Genomic DNA, 25,291 nt, shown 5'->3' on the forward strand with positions numbered 1-25,291 from the left:
GGTACAATATCTAATGACTATAAAAAAGGAGCTATTCATGCTACGAGCATTAAAAGAAGATTTTTTTCTAACCTTAACCTCTTTAAAAAATCAATTTTGGGTTTACATTGGAACTGGTATCTTAATCCAAACTTTAGTTGCTTATTTAGTAAAAGGAATTCTGAGTTTTATCTTTCGTCGGATATTGATATTATCAAATACTCCCGCAGTGACTAAAGACAATTGGACTTTGCTTTTTAATCATCCCTTAGCTTTATTACTCTTTATACTTTATATCGTAATCCTAATTGGGTTCATCTATACTGAGTTCGCTATCTATACTATTGCCATACTGAAAACTGAATTTTCTCTCAGTATCAAAAAATGGCTAACAATCTTTCCTAAAAAAATAAAATCACTTTTAGGACCACAGCTAATTTGGGTATCAATCTACTTACTTTTGACAATTCCTCTAGCTAACCTTGGTCTAAGGTCAAGTATATTAGAGCATCTTAAAATTCCTGACTTTATTTCTGGCGAGTTAACAAAGACAGTCTTTGGAAAGATAGGTTACTCTACCCTTTTACTGCTTATTTGTTACTTAAACCTTCGATTAATTTATTTTCTCCCGCTGACCATTTTAACTGACTACAATGCTAAAGAAGCACTTTTAGAGAGTTGGAAACTTAGCCGCGGAAAGCGTCAGTGGCGTCTTCTAAGTAAAATTATTTTAACCAGTTTATTTATATCTGTAATCGGAACAGTTGCACTAGCTGTTGTTGCTGGTACATTTTCATTCATTGATCATTCTGGAAACAATTTTCCTCTTCAAGCCACTTTCTATAACCTTTTAAAATCAATACTTTTTGCCGTAACACTTCTTATTAAATGTTTAATCATAAGTCACCTATTAGCAGATATTAAACAAAATAAAAGTATTGTTCAACAATGGAGAGCTTGGAAAGGCGTCCACCATAAGCAAAAATTTAAACACATTGCTTGTGTTATTCTAGCTCTAGCTATTGGTACCACTGCCTTAAAAAATGCTATAGCTCTGGCTCTCTTACAAGATAACATTTCAATTAAAAAAGAATTAATAGCCCATCGTAGTGATACATCACATGGCGTTGAAAATTCTATTGAAGCATTAAAAGCAGCCCATAAAGCAAAAGCAGATTATTCAGAGATGGATGTTATCATGACAAAAGATCATAAATTAGTAGTCATTCATGATGATAATCTCAAACGACTCTCTGGTATGAACAAAGATGTTTCTAAACTAACTTTAGATCAAGTTACAAAAATCCCAATTCACCAAGGGTATTTTGCTAGTTACATTCCATCATTGGCAGAATTTATGAAGACCGCTCAGTCACTAGATCAAAAAATCATGATTGAATTGAAACCGTATAATCAAAACCTCGATATCTATGCGGATGAATTTATCAAAGAATTTAAAGAGCTTCGTCTATCAACCAAGCATAAAGTAATGTCTCTCAACTTGACACTCATTGAAAAGGTTGAGAAAAAATTGCCACAACTTGATACAGGTTACCTAATCCCACTACATTGGGGAACGCTTCAAAATCATAACGTTGACTTTTATGGGATTGAGGAATTTTCATACAATGATTGGATTGCATATCTCGCCCAAGAATATAATAAACAGCTCTATGTTTGGACTATTAACCGTGATAACCTTATGATACGTTATTTACAAAGCCCAGTTAATGGAATCATCACAGATAAACTCAATCTTTTCAAGGTCATTAATAAAGATATCAAAAATAGCCCTAATTATTATCAAAGAGCTCTCCAACTTATTGATAGCGAGGGTTAAATTAAATAAAAAGCTTAGTAGATATGTACTGACCCCCAAAAGTTGGACAATTTATTTTAAGTGAAGGATTTAGTTCTGTATTGCACAGGACTAAGTCCTTTTAGTTTTGCTTTGATTCGCTTGTTGTTGTAGTAAAAAATGTAATCTGTGATAGCTTGCTCAAGGTCATCAAGTGATTTGTAAGACTTCTCCAAGCCATAGAACATCTCAGACTTTAGAATCCCAAAGAAAGATTCCATCATACCGTTGTCAGGACTGTTCCCCTTCCGTGACATAGAAGGACGAATGCCTTTGTCCTCCAGAAATTGATGGTAGGACTTGTGCTGGTACTGCCAGCCTTGGTCGCTGTGGAGAATGGTTTCGCTGTATGAAGCCGCAGGAAAAGCCCTCTCAAGCATGGTTTGAACCTGTTTCAAGGCAGGAGACCGAGACAGGGTAAAATCAATTATCTCACTGTTATAGCCATCAAGAACAGGCGATAGATAAAGTTTCCCTTCAGGTAAAGCAAACTCCGTCACATCGGTATAGCACTTCTCATAGGGCTTCGACCCCTCAAACTGGCGTTGAATCAGGTTATCAGCCTTCTTACCAACCTCACCTTTGTAAGAGGCATACTTGCGCTTACGACGAATACGAGCAGTCAAGCCCATACTTTTCATCAAGCCTTGAACCCTTTTGTGGTTGATGACAAAGCCACGATTTCGCAGTTCTAAATAAATCCGACGATAGCCATAGTTTCCTCTATGTTCATCATAAATGGATTGAATGTCAGATTTGATTGCTTTGTCTTTATCTGGTTTATTCAGTTTCTTTAGTTGATAATAGTAAGTTGCACGAGCTATCTTAGTTATCTCAAGTAAGAGGTCTAGTCGGAATCCTCCTGTGACCATTTCTCTAATTGTTTCTGCCGTTCGCTCTGTAAGGCTTCGTCCCTCAAGCGCAAATCCCTCAACTTTTTTAGAAAGGCATTCTCCGTTCTCAAGCGCTCATTTTCTTCCTGAAGTCGCTCGAGCTCTGTCATTTCTTCCCAAGTTTTCTTACGCTTACGTCCCATTTTACTCGGTCTCCCTCTTGTTTTCTCAACAATAGTATAACCATTTTTCTTAAATTGGGAAAGCCAATTTGTGAGTATAGAACAATTAGAGAGAGCATAATCAAGAGAAACAGAGAGTTGAGAACAACCATGAATCAAGACTTTATCTATCATTTCCTGCTTTAATTCAGGTGGATAATACTCATTTCTACCTTTTTCGACGATTTCTACACCATACCGATCCATGAGTTTTATCATGTATTTAAGATTCGAGATACGAACATCATATCGTTGACTAATCTGAGACCAGGACATCCCGATCTTTCTTAACTCGTATATTTCTAGTTTATCTTCATAACTTAATTTCATCAGAAAAGCACCCCAATCGTTAGATTTTTTGTCTAACTTTTGGGGTGCAGTTCAATACTGTTCTACTAAGTTTTTTATTTAGGAGGATCATTAAGAGAATCTCGGAGACTTTCTGCAACTGTCCTAGGAATACCACACATAATAATGTCCTCAATATCAGCTTTTTGGATATTAGGTAAGCTTTTAAAATGTTTCATTAGCAATTGTTTACGTTTTGGTCCCAACCCAGTGATACCATCTAATTTTGAAGAAAAGGAATTTTTGGAGCGTAATTGACGATGAAAAGTAATAGCAAAACGATGTACCTCATCTTGAATACGGTGAAGTAAGAAAAATTCTTCTGAATTACGCGGTAATTCTACTACTTCTAAAGGATCTCCAAAAAGTAATTCATGTGTTTGGTGTTTATCATTCTTTTGCAAACCTGCAATAGGTATGGCTAAACCTAATTGGTTCTCAATAACATCACGCGCTATATTTACTTGCCCCTGACCACCATCAATTACAATCAAGTCCGGAGGTGTCAAGCCATCTTTTAAAACCCTACTATAACGCCGATGAATGACTTCTCTCATACTAGCATAATCATCTGGTCCGATAACAGTCTTAATTTTAAACTTTCGATAGTCTTTTTTACTTGGATTTCCATTCACAAATACCACCATAGCAGCTACTGGACTTGTCCCTTGAATATTGGAATTATCAAATGCTTCTATGCGTACTGGTTTAGGGATATTAAGAAGATTACCTAAATTTTCAATTGCCCCATGAGTTTTACGAATATCTTTTTCCAGTAAGTCAAACTTCTGTTGTAAACTGACACGAGCATTTTTTATTGCCAGATTTACTAACTGTTTCTTTTCACCACGTTGTGGTTTAACAATCTTACAGCCTACAATTGTTTCAACCGACTTAGCATCAATATCCTGTGGAATAAAGACTTCTTTGGGTAGAAAATGTTTTGTATCTTGATAAAATTGCCCTATGTAAGTTAGAAAATCTTCCTCTGGTTCATTATAATAAGGAAACATATTCACGTCACGCTGAATCAATTTTCCATTTCGAACAAAAAAGACCTGTACACACATCCAACCCTTATCAACGAAATAACCAAAAACATCTCTATCCTTCATATCTTGATGAATAACACGCTGCTTAGTACGCAACAAACTAATTGCTTCGATCAAATCTCGATATTCAGCCGCACGCTCAAATTCCATAGTCATAGCAGCGCTCTTCATTTTTTCAGTTAATCCGTTAACAATTTTATTATCTTTACCATTAAGAAACTGTTTTACATCTTCTCTCAGACTATCCCAATAAGCTTTATTAGTTTGACAAACTGTATGTGCATTGCATTGCCCTAAATGATAATAAAAGCATACTTTATTTGCTGGATTAGTACATTTCTTAAAAGGAAAGAGCCTATCTAGTAACCGCTTAATCTCAGTTGCTGCCCCAGAATCCGGATAAGGTCCAAAATAAGTGCCATCTGATTTTTTTACTTGACGTGTAATCATAAGACGAGGATAACGTTCATTTGTTATTTTGATATATGGGTAAGACTTATCATCTTTCAATCGAATATTATACTTCGGCATATTTTCTTGGATTAAATTAATTTCCAATAATAGAGCTTCGGTATTAGATGTTGTCACAATGTATTCAAAGTCTTCAATCTCAGAGACCAAAAGTTCTGTCTTAGTATTATGACTCCCATGAAAATAACTTTTCACACGATTCTTAAGATTTTTAGCCTTACCTACATAAATAATTGTCCCATTCTTATCTTTATGAAGGTAACAACCAGGACTGTCTGGTAACAATTCTAGCTTATGTTTAATCAGTTCATTCATAGAACTATTATAACAAAATGTACTGTAATCTTTACGAAATAAATACTATTCCCCAACATCTATTGTATCTTCCAATACTTGAATAAAACCCCAATACTCCTAGTCTAAGCAATTATTTTATGTTACACTTTAAACAAGTGAATTATTGAGGAGTTTTTATGATAGACGTTGAGAATATTCTTGAAAAAATGAAACCTAACCAAAAAATCAATTACGATTGGGTCATGCAACAAATGGTTAAGCAGTGGCAAGCTAGTGATATCCGTCCGAAAATTCTGATGCATGTTTGCTGTGCTCCTTGTAGTACATATACCCTTGAATACTTATCACAATGGGCAGATGTTACCATCTATTTTGCTAATTCAAATATCCATCCTAAAGATGAATATTATCGCCGCGAATATGTTACTCAAAAATTTGTTCATGATTTCAACAAAAATACTGGATATTCTGTACAATTCTTATCAGCACCATATGAACCAAATGAATTTTTCAAAATTGTTCATGGGTTAGAAGAAGAACCTGAAGGTGGGGATCGTTGTAAAGTTTGCTATGATTTCCGTCTTGATAAGACAGCGGAAAAAGCCGTTGAACTAGGTTTTGATTACTTTGGCAGTGCCCTAACTATTAGTCCTCACAAAAACTCTCAAACAATCAATACTATTGGTATTGATGTCCAAAAAATTTATGATACTCAGTATCTTCCTAGCGACCTTAAAAAAAATAAAGGTTACCAACGTTCCGTTGAGATGTGTAAAGATTATGATATCTACCGACAATGTTACTGTGGGTGTATCTTCGGTGCTAAAGATCAAGGGATAAATCTTCTCCAAATCAAAAAAGATGCGAAAGCTTTCGTGAGTGATAAAGACGGCAAAGAAGAATTTCCTAATATACGCTTCACATTTAATGGCAAGTCAATGTAAATGATAAAAAAAGACTTAGTAAAGAACTAAGCCTTTTTGGTATAAATCTTGTCAAACTTTAATAATACAACTTCTTAATCTTTTGCAGACGTTGGTTTAGAAATAGACCACAAACAAAAATACCTGTGATTAAACCAATCCAATAGGCAAACGGACCTAACTGGCTATTTTTTTCTAAGATAACCGCTAATGGCAAAGCACATAACCAATAAGAGCCCGCACCGATCATAAATGGTTTTGTTGTATCCTTATAGCCTCGTAAAATCCCCTGTACAGGAGCTGCATAAGCATCTGCAAACTGGAAAAAGAGACTATAAGTTAGGAATTGAGCTGTAATAGCGACAAAGTGAGGGTCACTATTATACATTGCTGCTACATTCTCACGAAATAGAAATAAAAATAGTAAGGTTCCTGATGTAATCCCTACCGCTGTTAAGCGTCCTATCCTACTATAAGTGTTTGCGTCCTGAAAGCGCTCTGCCCCTACTTCAAACGATATTGTAATAGCTAGAGCAGTGGAAATACTTAAAGGAAATGCATACATTAATGATGAAAAATTCATAGCAGCCTGATGTGCTGCAATAATGATTGAAGAAAATTTTGCCATGAATAAGCCTACTACTGCAAAAATTGCAACTTCTGCAAAAATTTGTAAACCAATCGGTAATCCCAATCGAATATCTTCAATAATCAAAGGAGCTTTTATTCTTTCCAGAGTCCATATATGATATGTTTTAATTTGAGGATGAAGTGACATCACAATAATAATAACAATAAAAATAGCCCAATAAGTTAAAGAAGTTCCAAGACCTGCCCCCGCACCTCCTAGTCTAGGCATACCAAATTTACCGTAGATAAGCATATAATTAAAAAATGAATTAAAGGGTAGAATTAAAAGCATCAGATACATAGATAACCTTGTTAACCCCAATGCATCAAAGAATGAACGGCAAATGCTAAACAACACCAGCGGCATGATTCCAATCAACATATAATTTAAATAACCACGACCAACTGCTAGAACTTCATCTTCTAAACCCAAACTCCCCAAGACAGGTTGAGCAATAAATTGCATGATTAAAAATAATATTAAGGACAGTATCAAACCTAAATATAGAAATTGATGAAATTCTGTGCGAATTTGTTCTTTATTTCCTCTACCCAAATGTTGACCAACTACTGGTACTAATGCTGAAATCATACCTACTAATAAAGCGAAAAACGGAGTCCATAAATTACTAGCAGTTGACACACCTGCCAAATGTAGCTGACTATACTGTCCAGTCATAACCGAATCAATAAAAGTAGCTGAAAAATTAGCAAATTGATAAATCAATACTGGGATAAATAATTTCAAAAATAAAACAAATTTTTCCTTATTTGTCTGAGTTTGATACATCTTTTTTCTCCTTTTCACCTTAATCAATTTATTTTAGCTTAGCTAGGATACTCTGTCAATGCTATTTAAAAAGGTTGAGAAATAATCCTCAACCCCATTTTAGCTAAGCTCAGTATTGATTTGCCATGTCATACCATATTTGTCAGTCACATTTCCATAAGCTGGACTCCACGGAACTGCTTGTAGAGGCATTTTAATGTTCATTGCATCTCGAGAAAGCTTATTGAATAACTCTTGCGCTTCTTCTACAGATTCCACAATTAAAGCTGCTGTCATATTTTGTCCAATTTGAAAATCAAAAATAGGATTATTGTCAGAAAGTTGCATTCGAATACCATCAATATTAAATTGAGCGTTCATAATTAAATGTTCAAGTTCTGGCGGACAATCTGGCCAACCCTGTGCAAAAGTTGTGACGTGTTCTGCTTTTGTATTAAAAGCCTCTTCATAAAATGTAATAGCTTCGGCCCCACGACCATTAATATTCATATAAATTTCAATTGCTTTCATTACCATACCTCACTTCATATTATCCAACCAACGCTGCATCAGAGTTTCATTTTCCCCTTTTAGGGTAAAATAAGAACCACGTATTATACCTGCGAGTTTTGACTTTTGACGAGCAAACTTAAACTTGTCCGCTAATTCAATAGGAATATCCATTCCATCTGATAATTTTAAACCTACAGCTCTCTTTTTAGGATTATCTAATTCATATAAAATATTAATGGCTAAACCATCCTCATAGAAAACATGTGTCCATAAAATACGATTCTCTAAAAAAAGCTGTGAAATCTCTAAAGGCTTTGCAGCAAAAACAAGGTTACGTTCATTTTTTAGAAGGTGATTAATATCTGCCATCAATTCTGGATAGTCTGATACTGGAAATGTTTCGTAGGCTACTTTGAATTTATTCCAGAAATAGCGAGCTTCATTTGCACGCAAACCAGCCAAGGCTTCTGCCACTGGAGAAGTCTCCAAACCTTTAGTTGAAACGGTTTTAAAGTCGATAATCATGTTCTTTCCTTTTTGATTAAAATCTTCGATAATTTAGTATACTCTTTTTTGAAGAAAAAGTACATTCTAATCACTTATAAAAAGTAGTACATTTAGAACACTACCACCTCAGTAATTTCTTGACCTTTCTCTACTTAATACTTATAATTAATCTAGACTTAATGTCAAAGCATCAATCAAGGTGTAAACCTGATTCACCTAAAAAGCTGATGGAGCTAAACATGACCAAAAAGATATTCTTATTTATCTGCGCTACTCTTTTAGTAGGAATAGCCTTATATACACCAACAACTTCTATTTTTAATCATAACAACGTTTATGCTGCCACCAAGAAAGCAAAAATTAAATTTAATAAAACTCAAAAAAAAATTGTCAAAAAAGCAAGAGAATATGCTAAGTCTGGCCATATGTCTAAAGATAGTATCATTGAAAAATTAAAAAAGGATTCTAAGAAATATCGTCAAGAAGACATCAACTTTGTGATTAATAACCTCAAGGTTGATTACAAAAAAAATGCCTTGATTTCTGCCAAAATTTATTCAAAGACCATGAATTTATCTAAACAATCTATCTTTGAACAGCTCTATTCGGAGTCTCCAGATAAGGCAACCCACTCTGATAAATTTACAAAAGAAGAATCCCAATATGCTATAGACCATCTCAAAGTAGATTTCAAAGAAAATGCTCTTGAGACTGCTAAAAGTTATCAAAGTAGTTCTTCTTTATCCAAAGAAGAAATCTATAAACAATTGACATCTACGCTGGGCGATAAATTCACAAATGATGAAGCCCAATATGCTGTAGATCATTTGAAATGATGACATACCAATAGTCTATCCTTATGTAATAGAATTGATAGCTTATGCTAATATTCCAGCTGTAAAATAGCAAGAACCCTCCTAAGTTCATTAAGACTTAGGAGGGTTTTTATCAATATGAATAGGTTACACTAAACTAGACAGAAATTATAAAGTGTTCTACACTTAAGAAAAACTGGAGAAAAACCATGTCTAGAAAAGTACGTCGTCACTTCACCGATGATTTTAAGCAACAAATTGTTGACCTTTACAATGTTGGTAGAAAGCGTAGCAGTCTCATCAAGGTATATGAGCTAACCCCTTCCACCTTCGATAAGTGGGTTAGACAAGCCAAAACAACTGGTTCATTCAAGTCTGTTGATAATCTGACAGATGAACAGCGGGAGCTAATTGAACTCAGAAAACACAATAAAGAACTCGAAATGCAATTAGATATCCTAAAGCAAGCAGCGGTGATTATGGCACAAAAAGGGAAATAATCACTGCTAATAAGGATAAATACAGCATTTCAAAGATGTGTCGCTGGCTGAATATGCCACACTCAAGTTATTACTATCAAGCCGTGGAGTCAGTATCTGAAACGGAGTTTGAAGAAACTATTAAAAGAATTTTCCTCGATAGCGAGTCCAGATACGGATCCAGAAAAATCAAAATATGCTTGAATAACGAAGGTATCACACTTTCACGTCGTCGGATTCGACGCATTATGAAGCGACTCAATTTGGTTTCTGTTTATCAGAAAGCCACCTTCAAACCACATTCTAGAGGCAAGAATGAAGCCCCTATTCCCAACCACTTAGACAGGCAATTTAAGCAAGAAAGACCACTACAGGCCTTAGTCACTGACTTAACCTATGTTCGTGTAGGCAATCGTTGGGCTTACGTTTGCCTCATCATTGACCTATACAACCGTGAAATCATCGGCCTGTCTCTTGGTTGGCACAAGACCGCTGAACTCGTTAAGCAAGCCATACAAAGCATCCCTTACGCCCTGACCAAAGTCAAGATGTTCCATTCAGATCGTGGCAAAGAGTTTGATAATCAGTTAATTGATGAAATATTGGAAGCCTTTGGAATCACACGTTCGCTTAGTCAGGCTGGTTGTCCTTATGACAATGCCGTAGCTGAAAGTACGTATCGTGCTTTCAAAATTGAATTTGTTTATCAAGAAACCTTTCAATTGCTGGAAGAACTAGCTCTTAAGACTAAAGACTATGTTCATTGGTGGAATTACCACCGCATTCATGGTAGTCTCAACTACCAAACACCAATGACTAAAAGATTAATTGCCTAGAAAAACACTTTATAAATGTTGTACAGAAAAGTGTTGCCTTTTCACTTAATAAAAGAAAGATTGAAGGAACACTTCTCTTTCATTCCGACCAAGGGTCACAATTTAAGTCCGGGGAATTTAGAAAAATAATTGATGACAACAATAGGCACTGAATCCCTAAAATGAGACAAAAGAAAAACACTCCTGTTGAAATTTAGTAAACTAGAAACAGGAGTGTTTTATTATGGTTAAAAAAGCATATTCATGGGAAACTAAGCTGGCTTGCATCGATATGAAGAAAGCAGGCAAGTCTAACAGAGTTATTATGGAGACTTTAGGCATCAAAAATAATAGTCAAATCTATACTTGGATGAAATGGTACGAAAACGAGGAGCTTTATCGTTTTCATCAAGGTGTTGGCAAGCAATATACCTACGGTAAAGGCTTGGAACATCTGTCTGAAGTGGAACAATTACAATTACAGGTTGACCTCTTAAAAAAGTATCGAGGCTTGATAAGGAAATCGATAAAGTAAGTCTTATCAAGCTTGTGGAAGACTATAAAAACAACTACCCGATAGTTTTCATTCTAGACTGTTTTAAGGTCAAGCGGTCGACCTATTACCGTTGGAAAAAGGAGTATGAGAAGCCGCAAAAAAAGATGACCTTATTGAATTAATTGAACAGCTCTGTATGGAGAATCACTTTATTTATGGCTATCGTACCATTACACGATTGCTCAAAAAAATCCACGGATTGACTGTTAATACAAAGAAAGTCTATCGTATCATGAAAAATAATGGCTGGCTTTGTCGGACACGTACCAAGAAAGTTCCCAATTTGGGTAAAGCTTATTATTTAACAGATAATAAATTGAGTCGGGATTTCCATGCCGATAAGCCTAAGGAAAAGCTCGTAACAGATATTACCTACCTATATTTCGGTAACTGTAAATTGTATCTCTCATCAATTATGGATCTCTATAACCGAGAAATTATAGCTTACACTATCTCAGATTGTCAGGACACGGATTTTGTACTAGACACCCTTAATCAGTTAAAATTGCCTAAATAAAGGAGCAATCTTACACAGTGACCAAGGCTCAGTGTATACTTCTATGGCTTACTACCAGGCTTGCACGGAAAAAGACATTATCCGCTCAATGTCTCGAAAAGGAACACCTGCAGATAATGCCTGTATTGAATGGTTTCACACCGTCCTAAAGACTGAAACCTTTTATTTCCATAATAGGAGAAAATACAACAAAGATAGTATAACAAATATTGTTAAAAATTACATTACATTTTATAATGAAACTAGAATTCAACAGAGATTAAACGACCAGTCGCCTGTACAGTACAGAAAACTGATTGCCTAAAAGTGTTTTTCTTGCGTCTCACTATTAGGGTGCAGTGCCAATATCATGCATTCTTTTTCTAATCCTGGATATCCTTATGATAATGCCGTAACTGAAGCATTTTTCAAGTATTTAAAGCATAGACAAATCAACCGAAAACATTATCAAAATATCAAACAGGTTCAATTAGACTGCTTTGAATACATTGAGAATTTTTATAACAATTACAACCCACATACGGCTAATCTAGGACTAACCCCTAATCAGAAAGAAGAAAATTATTTTAACTCAATAAAATAACACAGTTTTCTGTCTACTTATTTGACATTAGTCCAAGAATCCTCCTCTTTTTTTACTATTCTAACATGGATACCATTTCTTTGCAAAAGAAAACCGCTATTATCCAACTTTTATCACTACTCGTTACATAGAATGACTTCAAAATCACCGTAACTTGCTTTGACAAAGCAGTGCTTTAACAATGAGATCTTCTTTTGGTTAAGGGTTTATTTGTTGAAGTGTCTTGATATCATAAGTTACCAATTCACCATTTTTATTATAAAATTGGACACCTTCTGGTTGGAAAATGAGATACTTAGGATCGATATTAGCTTTTTGTGCTAATTGATTGATATGATCTTCTAGGGTTGCTCTATCTAGACCATAGTCTGGTAAACTGTCTATAAAGTCATCTGATTCTTTTTCTTCTTTACTGGCTTCACTTGGCTGTTGGTTTTCATTGCTCTTATCTGCCTGTTGCTTTTCTTCAGGTTTATCCGTATCAGTAGCATCACCAGCATTTTTCTTTGCCAATAACTCTTGAGCTTGTTGCCACTCAGCTTGGGATAGATCGGATTTATTAATGGTTCTCAATGAACTGCCATCTGCTCTTGGGATGCTAAAGGAGCCATCTTTCCATACAAAAGTTTCTTTTGCCAAAACATCTCGTGGATCGAAAATATAGCCGTCTGGTGCTGCAAAACGACCTTCTGCTAGGGCTTTTTGAACTTCTTCAGCAGAATGGATAATTTGCCAGTTTGGCATACCAGCACGTTTATCAAGAGGCGTAACATTTGGAATGACCGAACCTGACTCTTCATGCCCTGGCTTAGACCATACATCCGGACGAACTTCGGGGTGTTGCATCACATACTTGATTGTTGCAATCTGATTGCGCGTCAACCATGAATACGGAACGACATGGATATGATCAATATGTGGGATAACAAACGAACTTCCAGTATCGTAAGTAGCATTACCAGCATGCATCGGCAGACTTGACACATCTACAGCAAGTCGTGGCTCAATGCCTGTATCAACAATGTCATAACGGTAATGCTTCTTATCTTTAAGCATTAGTTCTTGTTCGGCAAAGGCAATCTGAGTCAAATCAAGTTGATAACGAGCATAGAAATAGTCCTTGCCATCTTTTGGCATAATATAGCCCACTTTACCATCTTTTGTTACTTTGCGACTCACTTTTTTAGTGTCAAAGAGTGGTTTTTCTTTGCCTTGTTCCTGATCCAAAGCAGCAACAAGCTCATCAGCTTGACCTTTTGCTTTCACCCAGTTAGCGACCTCATCCAACTCATATTGTTCAAGTTCTCCAAATCCTATATAGTGGAAATGATCTCCGTGTTTAGCTGTAACTCCTGATTTATCCACTGAATGAATGGATTCTTTACTAAAAACATAAGCATCACTCGTATCATATGGTTTACCATCTAAGCCTTTTCCGTAAGCTTTGATGCGATGACCAAGAAAGGTATGTGTCACTTCTTTATCTGATGGTTTTGAGTGATCTGAACCTGAGTCGTTGTCATCAGTTTGGCCGGCTAAGTATCGATCTGCTAATTCCATTTCAAGAGGTGATAACTGACTTCTTGGGATAATATGATAATGATCTCCATGAGGCACCACATACCCAAAAGCGTTTGATTTGATCACTTGAGTCGGTTCAAAAATCAACCCATCTTCTTCCACATGACGGTATTTCAAATCAAGACGGTGTAGTTGATCTAAAAGTTCCTTAAAGGTTTTTCCTTTAAACTCATCTCTTTGGTGTTTGTTTTGTGACGCATCATTTGGCCTAGGAGGCGCTGGATGATAACCACCGTTATCTGGCTGATGACCTTGTCCAGGGTTAGGCGTCACATCAGGAATTGGGGCTTTCCTACGACCTGGGGCTGGTGTCGGGCGGTAATCAGACGGTCTAGCACCTCGACCTTGTTTTTGACTCCAGTAGGCTTGTGCAGCAGCTAGCTCACTTGGAGACAAATCTTTTTTAGGAATATAATGATAGTGATTACCATGAGGTACTAAATAAGCATCTCCTAAATCATCAATGATATCTGTCGGACTAAAAATATAGCCATCGTCTGTAGTATAGCGTCCTTGTCTTTTTGCTTCATTGACTGCCGCAACTTCTTCTTTACTGAGATGGGCCACTTGAGCTAAACCTTTTTCTTTAGCTTCTTTAGTTCCTTTGGCTACTTGCTCAGCAATTTGTTGTTTGGTTCGAATGTTTTTGCGCTTACTACCTGGCTTGAGGTAAACATAATAGTTGCCATTGACTTTAATAACGTAACCGTCTAAGATTTCATTGATAACGTCTGATTGTTTAAAATGGTAATTAGGATCCGTCATCAACAACTCTTCACTAATAATCGCATCATAAGGAACTTTCCCATTGTAAAAATGATAATGGTCACCGTGTGAGGTAACATAACCTTGGTCAGTAATTTTGACTACGATCTGTTCAGCAGAGATGCCTTCTTCAGCACTGATTTGATCCATCGTTTTGTTTGTTTTAGGGGCTTTTACCTTACCTTTGCTATCATCAATATAGGCAATCTGATTGTCCTTTGTTGCTAGACCCATATGATGCTTACCAAGCTGGTAACTTCCAATATGAATAGCTAGTAAAATAGCAGCAACTGAGCCGATATAACCATATGTTTTCTTCACTAATAATCTCCTTTACTTCAACTGTTGATAGAGCACTTCCAAATTTGCTCTAAGATTTTCTAGATATGTCTTGTTTCCGCTTGGAGCAGCTTCAAGTGGACTTAATGTCTTTACTTTAGCTCCTGTTGATTTCGCAATAGCATGAGCAATTTTGGGGTTGACGTTGTCTTCTGCAAAAATAGTCTTGACGTTGTATTCTTTAACAAAGTCTTGAATTTCTTTCAATTGGCGAGGAGAGGGCTCTTGCTCTGGAGAAATACCCGAGATACCAAGTTGTTTCAAGCCGAATCGTTTAGCCAGATAAGAAAATGCCGTGTGTTGCGTCACAAATGTTTTTGAGCGCACCTTTTTAAATTTTTGAGTGTATTCTTCAGTTAGTTGCTCTGCTTCTTTTTTGAAAGCCTTAGCCTTTTTAGTGTAACTGTCTTTGTGTTTAGGATCCAAATGTCCTAGCTCTTTAGCGATATTAACAGCTTCCTCACCAGCTAAAACGGGATCCGTCCAGGTATGTGGGTCATAAAGTGTCGCAGGGTCAATGCCTTGTGTGACTTCCATATCTTCTAGCCCTTTGACTCTATCTAGTGTCAGAGGTTTTGACGCTTCAAACACATTAACCTTTGATTTTTTTAAATTAGGGTCTAGATCCCTTGCCCAAGCTTCTAAGGTATGTGAATGGTAAACAAACAAATCCGCGTCATAAATAGCTGCCACATCATTTACAGACGGTTCAAAGGAATGAATGCCTGCACCTGATTGGATCATCCTCACATCATTTAGATCTCCAGATACTTCTTTTGTCATCGCATACATTGGGTAAAAGCTGGTTACAACTGACATGCCTTGCGTAGGCTGTTTGGGGTTTGCTGACTTATCACACCCTGCTATCATTACTAAACTCACAACCATAGCCATGAGAAAAAAAACTTTTTTCATAGTACCTCCTCAATTATAATTTAACCAGTTATTAACCAGTTAATTTTACTCCTTTATCAATGCTTTGTCAATGACAACTACCATCTTTTATCACATCAACTGAAGGGATAAGCAAAAGGCAATTGTTGACAGCTATTTGTCCTAACTTCTTTTTGATGAGGTAGCACAATCGAGTAGAGGCTAATCTCTAGCCCCTCTCACACCACCGTACGTGCCGTTCGGCATACGGCGGTTCAACTAACTTTTAACGCATGTCGTTCAAGATAGTAATCTAAGCAACTGACCAGTCCTCGCTTTGCGAGGGCTGGTTTTGATATAGCACGTTTGAGTACCGACTTCTGAGCTACCAACTGATAGTGGTCACCCCATCCAGAAACTTTATCGGCTATCCATCTAGCAACTCCTAGTTTTAAGAGTCCCCATAGGCGCTTTGCTTTCTTCTTCCATTGCTTCCAGATAATCACTCGAATACGGGTTCGCAGACGCTCATCTATTTGTGTCATGATACTCTTCATATTGCCAAGCGAGAAATAGTTTATCCATCCTCGAATGACCCAGTTCAATCGTTCAATGCGAGTTATCAGGTCAATGCTCCATTTCCTCATCGTCAGTTGCTTCAGTTTTCGCTTAAAGCCTGAACGCTGTCTTGGTGAGGACGACACTTCCAACCTTTTGGAGATTTCCAGAAACCAAATCCGAGGTATTTGAGTTTGTTCGGTCTGACAATCTTGGTCTTAGTCATGTTGACTTTCAACCCTAATCGCTTCTCAATATAGCTACTGACCGAATGCATGACCCGCTTAGCAGCTGCTTCGCTTCCGACAGTGATGACACAGTCATCGGCGTAACGGACAAAGCGAAGACCTCGCTTTTCCAACCCTTTGTCTAACTCATTAAGCATAATATTAGATAGGAGGGGTGATAGATTCCCGCCTTGAGGTGTCCCGACTAAAGTCTTATGTCGCTGTCCGTTAATAACAACTCCCGAATGGAAGTACTTACGAATCAGTGACTCCGTATCGCCATCTTGAATGATATTATGAACCAGGGACATCAATCTGTCTTGCGGAACAGTATCGAAGAACTTTTCCAAGTCAATGTCCACAATCCACTCGTAGCCATCGTTTAAATACTCAAGTAGCTGAACAATGGCTGTTTCGCAGGAGCGATTGGGTCTGAACCCATAGCTATACTCTGAAAAATGTTTTTCGCAGAGTGGACTCAAAACTTGAACGATGGCCTGCTGAATCATTCTATCCATAGCCGTCGGGATACCTAGGTTACGAACTCCTCCGTTTGGTTTTGGGATTTCAACCCTGAGAACCGGTTGAGGTTTATAGCTCCTCTCTTTGATGAGTTTCTTGGTTTCTCGCCAATTTTGGTGAAGATAGTCATCCATCTGCTCGATAGTGACCCCATCGATACCAGCAGAACCTTTGTTTGATTTCACTTGCTTGTAAGCTTCGAGCATATTGTTCCGAGATGATATCTTATCTAGCAATTCTGACATGTGCGTATTCCTTTCTTTTTTCGTTGTCTGCATGATATCTTACATTGGTGAACCTTCCTCTAGTCAATACGTAACCGCATCTAGTTCTATCAGACCGTTTGTTTTACAGACACAAGTGAAGTAGGATTACTTCGATTAGTTGTTCACCCCTTCGTTCCATTTCCATTACAGAAACTTCATCACTACTATGGGTTCGGCTGACTTCTTGTCGTTCGTTGTTACTAGGTTTTACCCTTGACAGGACCTCACGGGATAAGTCGGACATCTTTCCTCGTTTACTCTCGTGATTTACGTATATAGGTTACGACTACCTATTTGGACTTTAGAGTTTATAGCCCCCTCATCCGCTATATACGCCTTCATATCACGTTTCTGTTCGTAGAGCCACGATTTCGCTATCCCTTCCTCTCCCCGCTACCTCACGATAGTCAAGCTTGGGAGTCGCTATTGGGTTCACCGGTAGCGGGTGCCCACAGAGGACTTGCACCTCAGATGTACGACATGCCCGTCGTACTATAAAAAAATAGAGAGAACCAAATTGGTTCTCTCTATTAAATAAGCTCTTATCAGTTTAAGTAATACTATTTTTTAGTTTCTTTTTGGCGTTTTGTTTTAAATATATGAGCTGCTAATCCCAAGAAGAAAGTGGTCATAACTAACTTAAGGAGATGTAAACGATTTGTATCCTTGTCATTAGTCGTTGGTAACTGATCTCTTGTTGATGCTTTTGTAGCTAAAGCACGCTTAGAAGATCGTTTCTCTAGAGTACGAGAAGATTGACCTTTTTGAGGAGTTTTACCTGGTGTTTGACCTGAACTATCTTTTTCTGGTTTAGTTTCTTTTTTTTTATCTGGTGTTTGACCTGAACCGTCTTGTTCTGGTTTAGCTTCTGGTTTTTTGTCTGGTGCTTGATCTGAACCGTCTTGTTCTGGCTTATTAGAGTGGCCCTCCAATAGCTTAGTCACTGGTGTATAAGTGATGTTACCAGCCATATCTTCAACAACATAAGTAAAGTCTGACATTTTCAATGGAACAGTAGCGCCTTCCATTGTTTCAGCCTCTTCAGGAAGAGTAAAGGTACCATCTTCATTTGGAGAAATATACTCTGTTGTTGGCAGATCCTCATCCATATAAGTGTAAGCAATACGCTCACGGTAAACCGGTTGGCTGGTTTTTGGTTTAGATGCAAGTGTCAAACGACTATCTTCTGTTGAGAATGTTGCCGATGTTGCGACTTCAGGTGTCGTATTGTCTACAATCACATCAAAATCAGTGTGTTGTTCTTTTGCACCTGAGCTAATCGGCGTGTAGCGAACACGATAGGTGTAGGTTCCGTTAGCAACAACTTTGCCGTCTTTATCTTTACCGTCCCAACGCGTTTTTTCAAAACGGGTTGAACCAAGTGTGCTTGCCAAGTCATTGTTGTAGTTTTTAACAACTTGCTCGGTTACCTCACTTGTCCAAACAACATTTCCTTCTTTGTCCAAGACTTCAGCCACAAGGTTTTTAACATTACGCAAGAAAGTACCTTGGAATTGGACATAATCTCTGTTACCGTCCCCATTTGGAGAGATCGCAGCATATGGTTTGCCATTAGCGTGACGGTGGATATAGTAGTGGCTATCATCGTCTTGTTTTGCAAAAGTACCTGCAAAAATGGTTTCTGTGATCTCTGAAGATTCGATATCCTCTATGTTTTCAACCCCTTCTTTGACAGCTTTAATAATCGTCCATGGGTTAGACTCTGTGGTAAGTGCTGTAAAGTTATTTTTCAGAGCGTAAAACTGTAATCCATCACCATCTAATTGGTCTTTGGCATCACTATTTGCTTCATGATAGTAGCTGCTACCGTCTTTGCTATCATAGATTGGTTTTTCTAAGGCTGACAGATTGCCAAAATCACCTCGGAAACCAATATATGGAATGCTCATAAGCTCTTCTTTTGTAGGATCTTGTTTGAAACGAACAAAACCTTCTAAGAAATAGCCATTTTTCATTTGGGCAAGCAAGTCCTTGCTAAATCGACTAGCATCGATTGGAACGGTGACTTGTTTGCTGCTATTGGCTGGAATTGTGATTTTTTGCCATGATGTCTCATACAATGCTTTAGGAGCCAAGGCAAAGTGTTTTCCATCTACTTTATCTGTTTGAACAGTTACTTGGTAATACAACTCTTGAGGTTTATCAGATTTGTTGTGAACTGTTACTGTTACTTCAAATTTATCAGAAACATTGTTCAGGTGAACCTTGCTTGAGGTATTGTCCTTATCTGTTACATACATCGTTGCTGCTGAAGCTTTTTTAGCATCGACTGCTCCTGCTCCCTGTTGGCGAGGAGAAAAATAAGCTTTTTCATCTTCATCATATAGGGCAGTTGCTGAGCTCATCAATACTTTCTTAGCTAAATCAAGACGCTCTGATGGTGTCATATCAGGATACTGTGTCTCATATTGCTTTTGCAACAGTCCCATGATACCCGCTACCAATGGTGCAGACATACTAGTTCCAGAAAGTTTGGCATACTTGTTGTTAGCCACTGATGACAAAATATCTTGGCCGGGTGCTGCAATATCCGGCTTAATATTGCCGTCAGCTGTCAGACCCCAGCTTGAGAAGCGGCTTAGTTTGGTGCCACTTGCTGTTGGCAATACCTTAGGTGTCGCATTGAAGGTAATGGTTTTTGGGGGATTGTCTTTTAATAAGAGACCGTCTCTTCGACTGATAAAGGCCGCAGGCATCTGGTCAACATTTGGCAATTCAATCGGGAAGCCCTTGTCTTGATTGTCATAGATCAAGACCCCTACAGCACCAGCTTTTTTAGCGTTTGCAATCTTATCTTTGAAATCAATATCGCCACGTTCAATAAGGGCAATCTTACCTTCGACATCCTTAAAATCATCCTCTTTCGTACCACGATTAGCATAAGCATAGTCGTAAGCCTTGTTTGGCTCAAAACGGTTTGTTGAAATAACAGGCATTTCTTTATCTTGATGATCGTCTGTTTTGACCGTAGCAGTTTCAGTGAGCTGTTTATCTGGGCTGTAAGAAGCAACTGTCAATGTTGAATCTGCCGCTGCAGGTGTCCCAACCACCCCATAATCAGGATGATCTGCTAGAGGTAGACGGGGCTTGCCCCCAAAGCTACTATCATTACCAGCTGAGGTCACAATGCTAACACCTTTTGATTTGGCATAGTCAAAGGCTTTTTTGGTTTCGTCTGGAAGGTTGGCGTAAGCTAGTGCAGCATTACCAAAGCTCATATTAATCACCTTAGCTCCCAAGTTGACAGCATCTCTGATAGCTTGAGCGTAGTTACGAGCATAGTCTGCTAGTCCATTTACAATTTCGACACGCATCAAAAGCAATTGAGCCTCAGGCATCGCACCTTCTAGGCGGTAAGGTTCTTTCATTTCAGATGGAGCATTTCCTGACACGTGTGTGCCGTGTTCTTGATCAACAGCGTTTTTACCATCTTTACTATAGTCGTGGTAATAAGCAACCTTATCATTGACCCACTCGCCATAGGTAATACCGTGCTCTTTTTTAGCTTTTTCAAGATTTTCTTTTGATTGGTAACGTGCTTTAGTTTTGTCTGTTAAGCGCCACGCTTCATGATTTTTATCAAAACCAGCATCAATCACTGCAACAACGGTCCCAGCTCCCTTGCCTGCTTTTTCCTGCAGGGTTTTGACATGAGAAGGGTCGTTCAAATCCCTAATAGTCGCTTTTGAGGTTGCTGGTGTATCAGCAGTTTTAGCAGGAGCTTGAGGGGCTAGATCATTAGCGTCATCTGCTACTGTTTCTCCTACATCACTAGGAGTTTGTGAGGTTTTAGTTTCCTTTGATGATCGTGATTCCTCAGAAACTGCTATTGGTTGTGGGGGTTCTACGGCTTGTTCGGTAGCAGGAGTGTCTTCTGTCACAGTATTTGCTTTAATGTCTGATTGTGCATTGAGCAAGATGCTCGTAGATATAAGCGCAATGGCAAGTTTATCAAATGGTAGTTTTTGTTTTTTACGCAATGTGTCGTCCTTTCATGATGAGAGACTTTGTCTTTATGACCATTAAGAAAAGAGAGAATCAAACGATTCTCTCCTAGCTATCCGTCTGTGTGTAGAGAAATAAGGATAACGTCTTTTTTAAAGAGCAAACAGGGGTTATTTGCATATGACACAGCTATTTTTCTTGCTTTTGCCATAATGATTAAATGTATCTCATTTATCAATTATATTACTAACATCTTTATTATAAAACAAAGACGATTATTAGTAAAGGTCATCTTTTTAAGAGTTGTTTAGTTTGTGACCTCCTTAACCTCATTCTTTTAGACATCAAGAGAGAACCGATCGGTTCTCTCTTGATGTTCACTCAGGTATGTGTCTGAAATTTTGAGATTAGTCGATACCTCATAAATTTAAGAAAACTTGAATTATTCTTAAAAAGACCAAAACAAGTATTTTTTGCTTGTTCAGTCTTGACGGTATTGTTTTAGTTATGCTACAATAAGGTTCGACTGATTAAGCAAGTGGTATTTGTCTTAATCGGTTTGGTGTAGGAGTTCGCGCTCCTTCACCTTTTTTGCTTTTCTTTAATATAATTATACTACTTTAGAAGATTTAATGCAAGTTAAAACATGCAAAAAAACGCTAGAAATAAAGGTATCTTTAGACTTTTTCTATTTTGTTTTGATTCCTGTTATACTCCATTTTCTGCCATTTTTTAGAAGGGGCTTAGAAAATTTATCTAATTCATCTGTCTTTTTAAAAAGTCGCCCTGCACTAAATGAACCTTCTTTATACTCACTGTATACCTTTCTCCAAGAACCGAAAAATAATTCTCGTAAACCGTTAGCTCTTTCAAGTATAATCATATTTGCCATTGTGGAGATTCCCCACTTTGACCAATACATGCCACGTCGCTTCATTCTATACGTTATCTTTCTGTGTTGTGATTCCATGATACCAATACCACGATTTGAAAGATTTCTAAGATGAGCTGGTTTTATATATTTGAAATTATTTAATACTTTTTTCTTAAACTTCTGAAATTCTTGATCTTCAAGTTCATCACAAATCAGTGATTCAACAGTATCAAAAACTAATTCAAGCTTATCAGAATTATATTTTTTTACCGCATCTAAAGCAAAATCGGTTAATTCAATTGGATATTTTCTAAGGTATGAACTTAACTTTTCTTTAACATGATAGATATCCCAAAAATGCTCATGTTTCTTTACCTTAAGTGCTTTTCCTAATTCCTTAAAAACTCTACTAGTATAGCCTTTACCCATATCAGAGTTAGTGATTAAAATAGTATCGTCATCTACTTCATAGTTATTATAAATATAATCTAAAAGATTATATTTAGCTTTATCATAATTAAGCTGTAATATTTCGTGCTTGTCCCGCAATTCATATCTTTTAGTAGAAACTTTTTTTGAGCCTGTATGAATAACAAAATGTGTTAAATCTAAATACCTTCTTTCCTCTCTAGAATCTGTGCTTTTAATCATGACTCCATCACCCTCAACATACAGTTTTTTCACTTTTTTACGTTCGGGTGGCTCTTCCAAATAAAAACGATAGCGTTCTTTTTCTTTTAACAATTTTTCTACAAATTTTACTGCTTTTAAAACACAGTCTTTTGTTATGATTGTTTGCAAAGTGCTATCTATTACTTTGCAAACTTGACGATAAGGCATCATTGTAGCCAATTTTGCAACATGATATAAGAATTCTATTGAATATCTCTTATATTTTTCAAGACCTAACCACTCATCTACTGGTATTCTAGTTTCAAAGCCATTTGTCCAGCGACTCCTACTAAATGTTATTTCTCCAAAAGAGAAAACAACCGTACGTTCAGACTGATTGATCCTCTTATAGCCTTTCGTTCTCATTTGAGGAGCGATATAGCTTTCATACTGTTCAATTTGACTTAAAAATTGTTTCTGTTTTATTTTATTTATTTCATTTACAAAATCTTTTTCCGAGAATTTTTTAACTTCCATGATAATATTTTACAATTTTTGTTACAGGATTAGAATATTATTGCTATTTTTTATTCGAAAAGTTAAAGTAAAAGACCACATTTAATAACGTGATCTTTCTATTTATCCTACTGTGCAGGCTCAAATCCATCTAATCCAATGAATGACTGAAACTTGCCAGTACCTGAATTTGAAGCCGTGCCACTTAAACTTTGAACATCATATTCATCTTTTGGCTCAGACCATTCTGCATGAATATAATTAGAATCATCTGTGTCATCTTTTTTCCAGTACAAATCAGTATTGTACTGATTGTCAACGTAATTAACCCAAATTGTATCAGGCTTTCCAAAAATTTCAATAATATCTTTTAAAGATTTATCACCTTTTTCAAAAGTTTGATTGATGTTTTCAACAGTAAAATTATTATAATTACCTGATACTGATGATAAATCCCCCCTAAAATCAACCTTTGAATAATCCATTTCTTTTATATAATCACTCGGGTTTAATCCTAACGTTTTTATATAATCTTCTGCTCGTTCTTCATCAGTTTTTTTGTGTTTAACGACTTTTGCACTTGTCGCACCACTAGGATTTGTCTTATTCTTTTTAGAAGTATTACTGCTTTCAGAACCTGTAAATAAATTTATAACACTACTAACAATAATTATCACTATTATTAAACTTAAACATCCACCACAACCACTTTTTTCTTAACCATTTTTCCCATCTAATAATGATTTCCATAATAAATATAATTCAAACTTTGTTTACAAATTTTTAAAAAAGTCATTTATAAAAGATGATGCTGAACGATAGCCTTTTTCTTTTGATAGCCTATCAATTTTTTTTCGGACTGAAGGTTGAAGTGTAAATTGATATTGTTTTGTACGTTCAAAGTCCCTAATATTCATTTCAGATGAGAAAATTTCTTTCTTTTCTTCATCTAAACTTTCTTTTAGAACTTTTGTTAGTTCCGAATTTTTTGGTTCAAATGCCATATTCATCCTCTTTCTTATAAACATAGTCATATTTATGTATATAACTATGTTTATATTTGTAATTATATTTATAGTTTATCAGTAATTTTCCTAAATGTAAAATCAATTTCTTTGAAGAATTTACTATCTCTTGAATATAATTCTTTATCAGACATCATATAAGATAGAGACTTTTTGTCCAATGTTGAGCGGTTAAATAACTCTTTATGAGGAATCATTGCAAGAACTGATTTATCATTCTTTAGTGATCTTATTAATTCTTTTGAAGAGTTGGTATTATGCTTTATCATATTACCTAAAAAGAATAATTTTGCTGTGACATAACTTGCTCGAGTTTTAAAGTCAAATGCCTCTGTTTTAAATTCTTCAAGTCTTTCAGAAAGATGGATGTATACTATAAAAGTAGACAAAACTTTGTGTGTTACAATCTGTTTTAAAAGACACAAAAACGAAAGGACAACCTATATCAACATTTAAACGCTATGATGAAGAATTCAAACAATCTCTTGTTAACCTTTATCAAACTGGAAAAACTCAGTCTGAACTCTGTAAAGACTATGGGGTATCCACTTCTACGCTTGCAAAATGGATCAAACAGTATTCCCAAGTCAAACTCGAAGATAATTCTGTACTTACTGCCAAGCAAATACAAGAGTTACAAAAACGTAATGCGCAGCTTGAAGAGGAGAACCTTATCCTAAAAAAAGCAAGTGCCATATTCATGCAAAACTTAAAGTAAGACTCCTCGCTGTCTATCGGTTACGCTTTGAACACGCCACAACAACCTTGTGTCGTGTTTTACGTGTCAATCGCTCCACTTACTATAAATTTCTAAAACATAAGCCCTCAAAAAGAGAATTGGATAATCAAATTTATAGAAAACAAATACTTGAGATTTATACCAAAGCGAACAAAAGACTTGGTGTGAAGTCTATCAAGGTCATTCTTCAAAGAGACTATGACACAAAAATCTCTGAAGGAAGAATTTGAATAGGTTACACTAAACTAGACAGAAATTATAA

At 36.6% G+C, this 25,291-nt stretch carries 15 protein-coding genes and 5 pseudogenes; 7 read left to right on the forward strand and 13 right to left on the reverse strand.

Annotated elements, in window-relative coordinates; translation table 11 throughout:
* Window positions 1-37 precede the first annotated feature (37 nt).
* Window positions 38-1,819: a glycerophosphodiester phosphodiesterase gene (locus tag A6J68_RS07875; protein ID WP_000942624.1), complete on the forward strand. Its 1,782-nt coding sequence runs from the start codon at window positions 38-40 to the stop codon at window positions 1,817-1,819.
* Between the two features lie 56 nt (window positions 1,820-1,875).
* Here A6J68_RS07875 and A6J68_RS07880 read toward each other — a convergent pair.
* Both A6J68_RS07880 and uvrC read right to left on the reverse strand, forming a co-directional pair.
* A protein-coding gene (locus A6J68_RS07880; RefSeq protein ID WP_370657101.1) for an IS3-like element IS861 family transposase occupies window positions 1,876-3,221 on the reverse strand; the annotation gives its coding sequence in 2 pieces (ribosomal slippage) (window positions 1,876-2,765 and window positions 2,765-3,221; 1,347 coding nt in all).
* A gap of 74 nt (window positions 3,222-3,295) precedes the next feature.
* Window positions 3,296-5,077: an excinuclease ABC subunit UvrC gene (uvrC, locus tag A6J68_RS07890; protein ID WP_001003955.1), complete on the reverse strand. Its 1,782-nt coding sequence runs from the start codon at window positions 5,075-5,077 to the stop codon at window positions 3,296-3,298.
* A gap of 158 nt (window positions 5,078-5,235) precedes the next feature.
* On the opposite strand from uvrC, the gene A6J68_RS07895 reads away from it, so the two are divergent.
* Window positions 5,236-6,003 (forward strand): epoxyqueuosine reductase QueH, encoded by a 768-nt coding sequence (locus A6J68_RS07895; protein ID WP_000567585.1) that lies wholly within the window; start codon window positions 5,236-5,238, stop codon window positions 6,001-6,003.
* A gap of 58 nt (window positions 6,004-6,061) precedes the next feature.
* Here the strand turns inward: A6J68_RS07895 and A6J68_RS07900 are convergent, their stop codons facing one another.
* The 3 genes from A6J68_RS07900 to A6J68_RS07910 form a co-directional block, all read right to left on the reverse strand.
* Window positions 6,062-7,402: an MATE family efflux transporter gene (locus A6J68_RS07900; protein ID WP_000285045.1), complete on the reverse strand. Its 1,341-nt coding sequence runs from the start codon at window positions 7,400-7,402 to the stop codon at window positions 6,062-6,064.
* Window positions 7,403-7,501: 99 nt separating this feature from the next.
* On the reverse strand, window positions 7,502-7,918 hold the full coding sequence (locus A6J68_RS07905; RefSeq protein WP_000245056.1) for a VOC family protein: 417 nt from the start codon (window positions 7,916-7,918) through the stop codon (window positions 7,502-7,504).
* 3 nt (window positions 7,919-7,921) lie between these two features.
* Window positions 7,922-8,419: a hypothetical protein gene (locus A6J68_RS07910; protein WP_000582587.1), complete on the reverse strand. Its 498-nt coding sequence runs from the start codon at window positions 8,417-8,419 to the stop codon at window positions 7,922-7,924.
* 221 nt (window positions 8,420-8,640) lie between these two features.
* Here A6J68_RS07910 and A6J68_RS07915 point away from each other — a divergent pair, with 221 nt between their 5' ends.
* From A6J68_RS07915 to A6J68_RS07930, 4 genes and pseudogenes are all read left to right on the forward strand, one after another.
* Complete coding sequence (locus A6J68_RS07915) at window positions 8,641-9,237, forward strand: Ltp family lipoprotein (RefSeq protein ID WP_000162275.1); 597 nt, start codon at window positions 8,641-8,643, stop codon at window positions 9,235-9,237.
* 188 nt (window positions 9,238-9,425) lie between these two features.
* Window positions 9,426-10,531 (forward strand): IS3-like element ISSag2 family transposase gene (locus A6J68_RS07920; protein ID WP_088197863.1). Its coding sequence is split into 2 segments (ribosomal slippage): window positions 9,426-9,702 and window positions 9,702-10,531, totalling 1,107 coding nucleotides; the frame shifts between segments, so codons are not numbered across the junction.
* Between the two features lie 220 nt (window positions 10,532-10,751).
* Window positions 10,752-11,887, forward strand: a pseudogene (locus A6J68_RS07925) (IS3 family transposase).
* Between the two features lie 39 nt (window positions 11,888-11,926).
* Window positions 11,927-12,166, forward strand: a pseudogene (locus tag A6J68_RS07930) (integrase core domain-containing protein); the annotation flags it as partial.
* A gap of 198 nt (window positions 12,167-12,364) precedes the next feature.
* On the opposite strand, the gene A6J68_RS07935 reads toward A6J68_RS07930, so the two are convergent.
* From A6J68_RS07935 to A6J68_RS07970, 8 genes and pseudogenes are all read right to left on the reverse strand, one after another.
* Window positions 12,365-14,833 carry a pneumococcal-type histidine triad protein gene (locus A6J68_RS07935; RefSeq protein WP_070469363.1) on the reverse strand — a complete coding sequence of 823 codons (2,469 nt, stop codon included), beginning with the start codon at window positions 14,831-14,833 and terminating at the stop codon, window positions 12,365-12,367.
* A gap of 12 nt (window positions 14,834-14,845) precedes the next feature.
* A complete protein-coding gene (gene lmb / locus A6J68_RS07940; protein ID WP_000755138.1) occupies window positions 14,846-15,766 on the reverse strand; it encodes a metal ABC transporter substrate-binding lipoprotein/laminin-binding adhesin Lmb in 921 nt (306 codons plus the stop codon).
* 233 nt (window positions 15,767-15,999) lie between these two features.
* Window positions 16,000-17,276 (reverse strand): annotated as a pseudogene (gene ltrA / locus A6J68_RS07945) (group II intron reverse transcriptase/maturase).
* Between the two features lie 581 nt (window positions 17,277-17,857).
* Complete coding sequence (locus A6J68_RS07950; protein ID WP_105253173.1) at window positions 17,858-21,298, reverse strand: S8 family serine peptidase; 3,441 nt, start codon at window positions 21,296-21,298, stop codon at window positions 17,858-17,860.
* A 653-nt stretch (window positions 21,299-21,951) separates the two neighbouring features.
* Entirely contained in the window at window positions 21,952-23,286 is a 1,335-nt protein-coding gene (locus A6J68_RS07955; protein WP_000453221.1) for an ISLre2 family transposase, read from the reverse strand.
* Between the two features lie 107 nt (window positions 23,287-23,393).
* Entirely contained in the window at window positions 23,394-23,942 is a 549-nt protein-coding gene (locus tag A6J68_RS07960) for a hypothetical protein (RefSeq protein WP_000584204.1), read from the reverse strand.
* Window positions 23,943-24,038: 96 nt separating this feature from the next.
* Window positions 24,039-24,269, reverse strand: coding sequence for a hypothetical protein (locus tag A6J68_RS07965; protein ID WP_000863581.1), 231 nt, complete (start codon window positions 24,267-24,269; stop codon window positions 24,039-24,041).
* A gap of 68 nt (window positions 24,270-24,337) precedes the next feature.
* Window positions 24,338-24,697 (reverse strand): annotated as a pseudogene (locus A6J68_RS07970) (ParA family protein); the annotation flags it as partial.
* A gap of 35 nt (window positions 24,698-24,732) precedes the next feature.
* Here A6J68_RS07970 and A6J68_RS07975 point away from each other — a divergent pair.
* Window positions 24,733-25,256: pseudogene (locus tag A6J68_RS07975) on the forward strand (transposase); the annotation flags it as partial.
* Between the last annotated feature and the right edge of the window lie 35 nt (window positions 25,257-25,291).

Origin of the sequence: Streptococcus sp. 'group B', assembly GCF_002073795.1 — a bacterium.
Lineage (GTDB): Bacteria > Bacillota > Bacilli > Lactobacillales > Streptococcaceae > Streptococcus > Streptococcus agalactiae.

Coding starts and splice junctions, on each gene's coding strand:
- A6J68_RS07875 (WP_000942624.1), top strand. CDS start 38: ATGCTACGAGCATTAAAAGAAGATTTTTTTCTAACCTTAACCTCTTTA.
- uvrC (WP_001003955.1), bottom strand. CDS start 5,077: ATGAATGAACTGATTAAACATAAGCTAGAATTGTTACCAGACAGTCCT.
- A6J68_RS07895 (WP_000567585.1), top strand. CDS start 5,236: ATGATAGACGTTGAGAATATTCTTGAAAAAATGAAACCTAACCAAAAA.
- A6J68_RS07900 (WP_000285045.1), bottom strand. CDS start 7,402: ATGTATCAAACTCAGACAAATAAGGAAAAATTTGTTTTATTTTTGAAA.
- A6J68_RS07905 (WP_000245056.1), bottom strand. CDS start 7,918: ATGGTAATGAAAGCAATTGAAATTTATATGAATATTAATGGTCGTGGG.
- A6J68_RS07910 (WP_000582587.1), bottom strand. CDS start 8,419: ATGATTATCGACTTTAAAACCGTTTCAACTAAAGGTTTGGAGACTTCT.
- A6J68_RS07915 (WP_000162275.1), top strand. CDS start 8,641: ATGACCAAAAAGATATTCTTATTTATCTGCGCTACTCTTTTAGTAGGA.
- lmb (WP_000755138.1), bottom strand. CDS start 15,766: ATGAAAAAAGTTTTTTTTCTCATGGCTATGGTTGTGAGTTTAGTAATG.
- A6J68_RS07955 (WP_000453221.1), bottom strand. CDS start 23,286: ATGGAAGTTAAAAAATTCTCGGAAAAAGATTTTGTAAATGAAATAAAT.
- A6J68_RS07965 (WP_000863581.1), bottom strand. CDS start 24,269: ATGGCATTTGAACCAAAAAATTCGGAACTAACAAAAGTTCTAAAAGAA.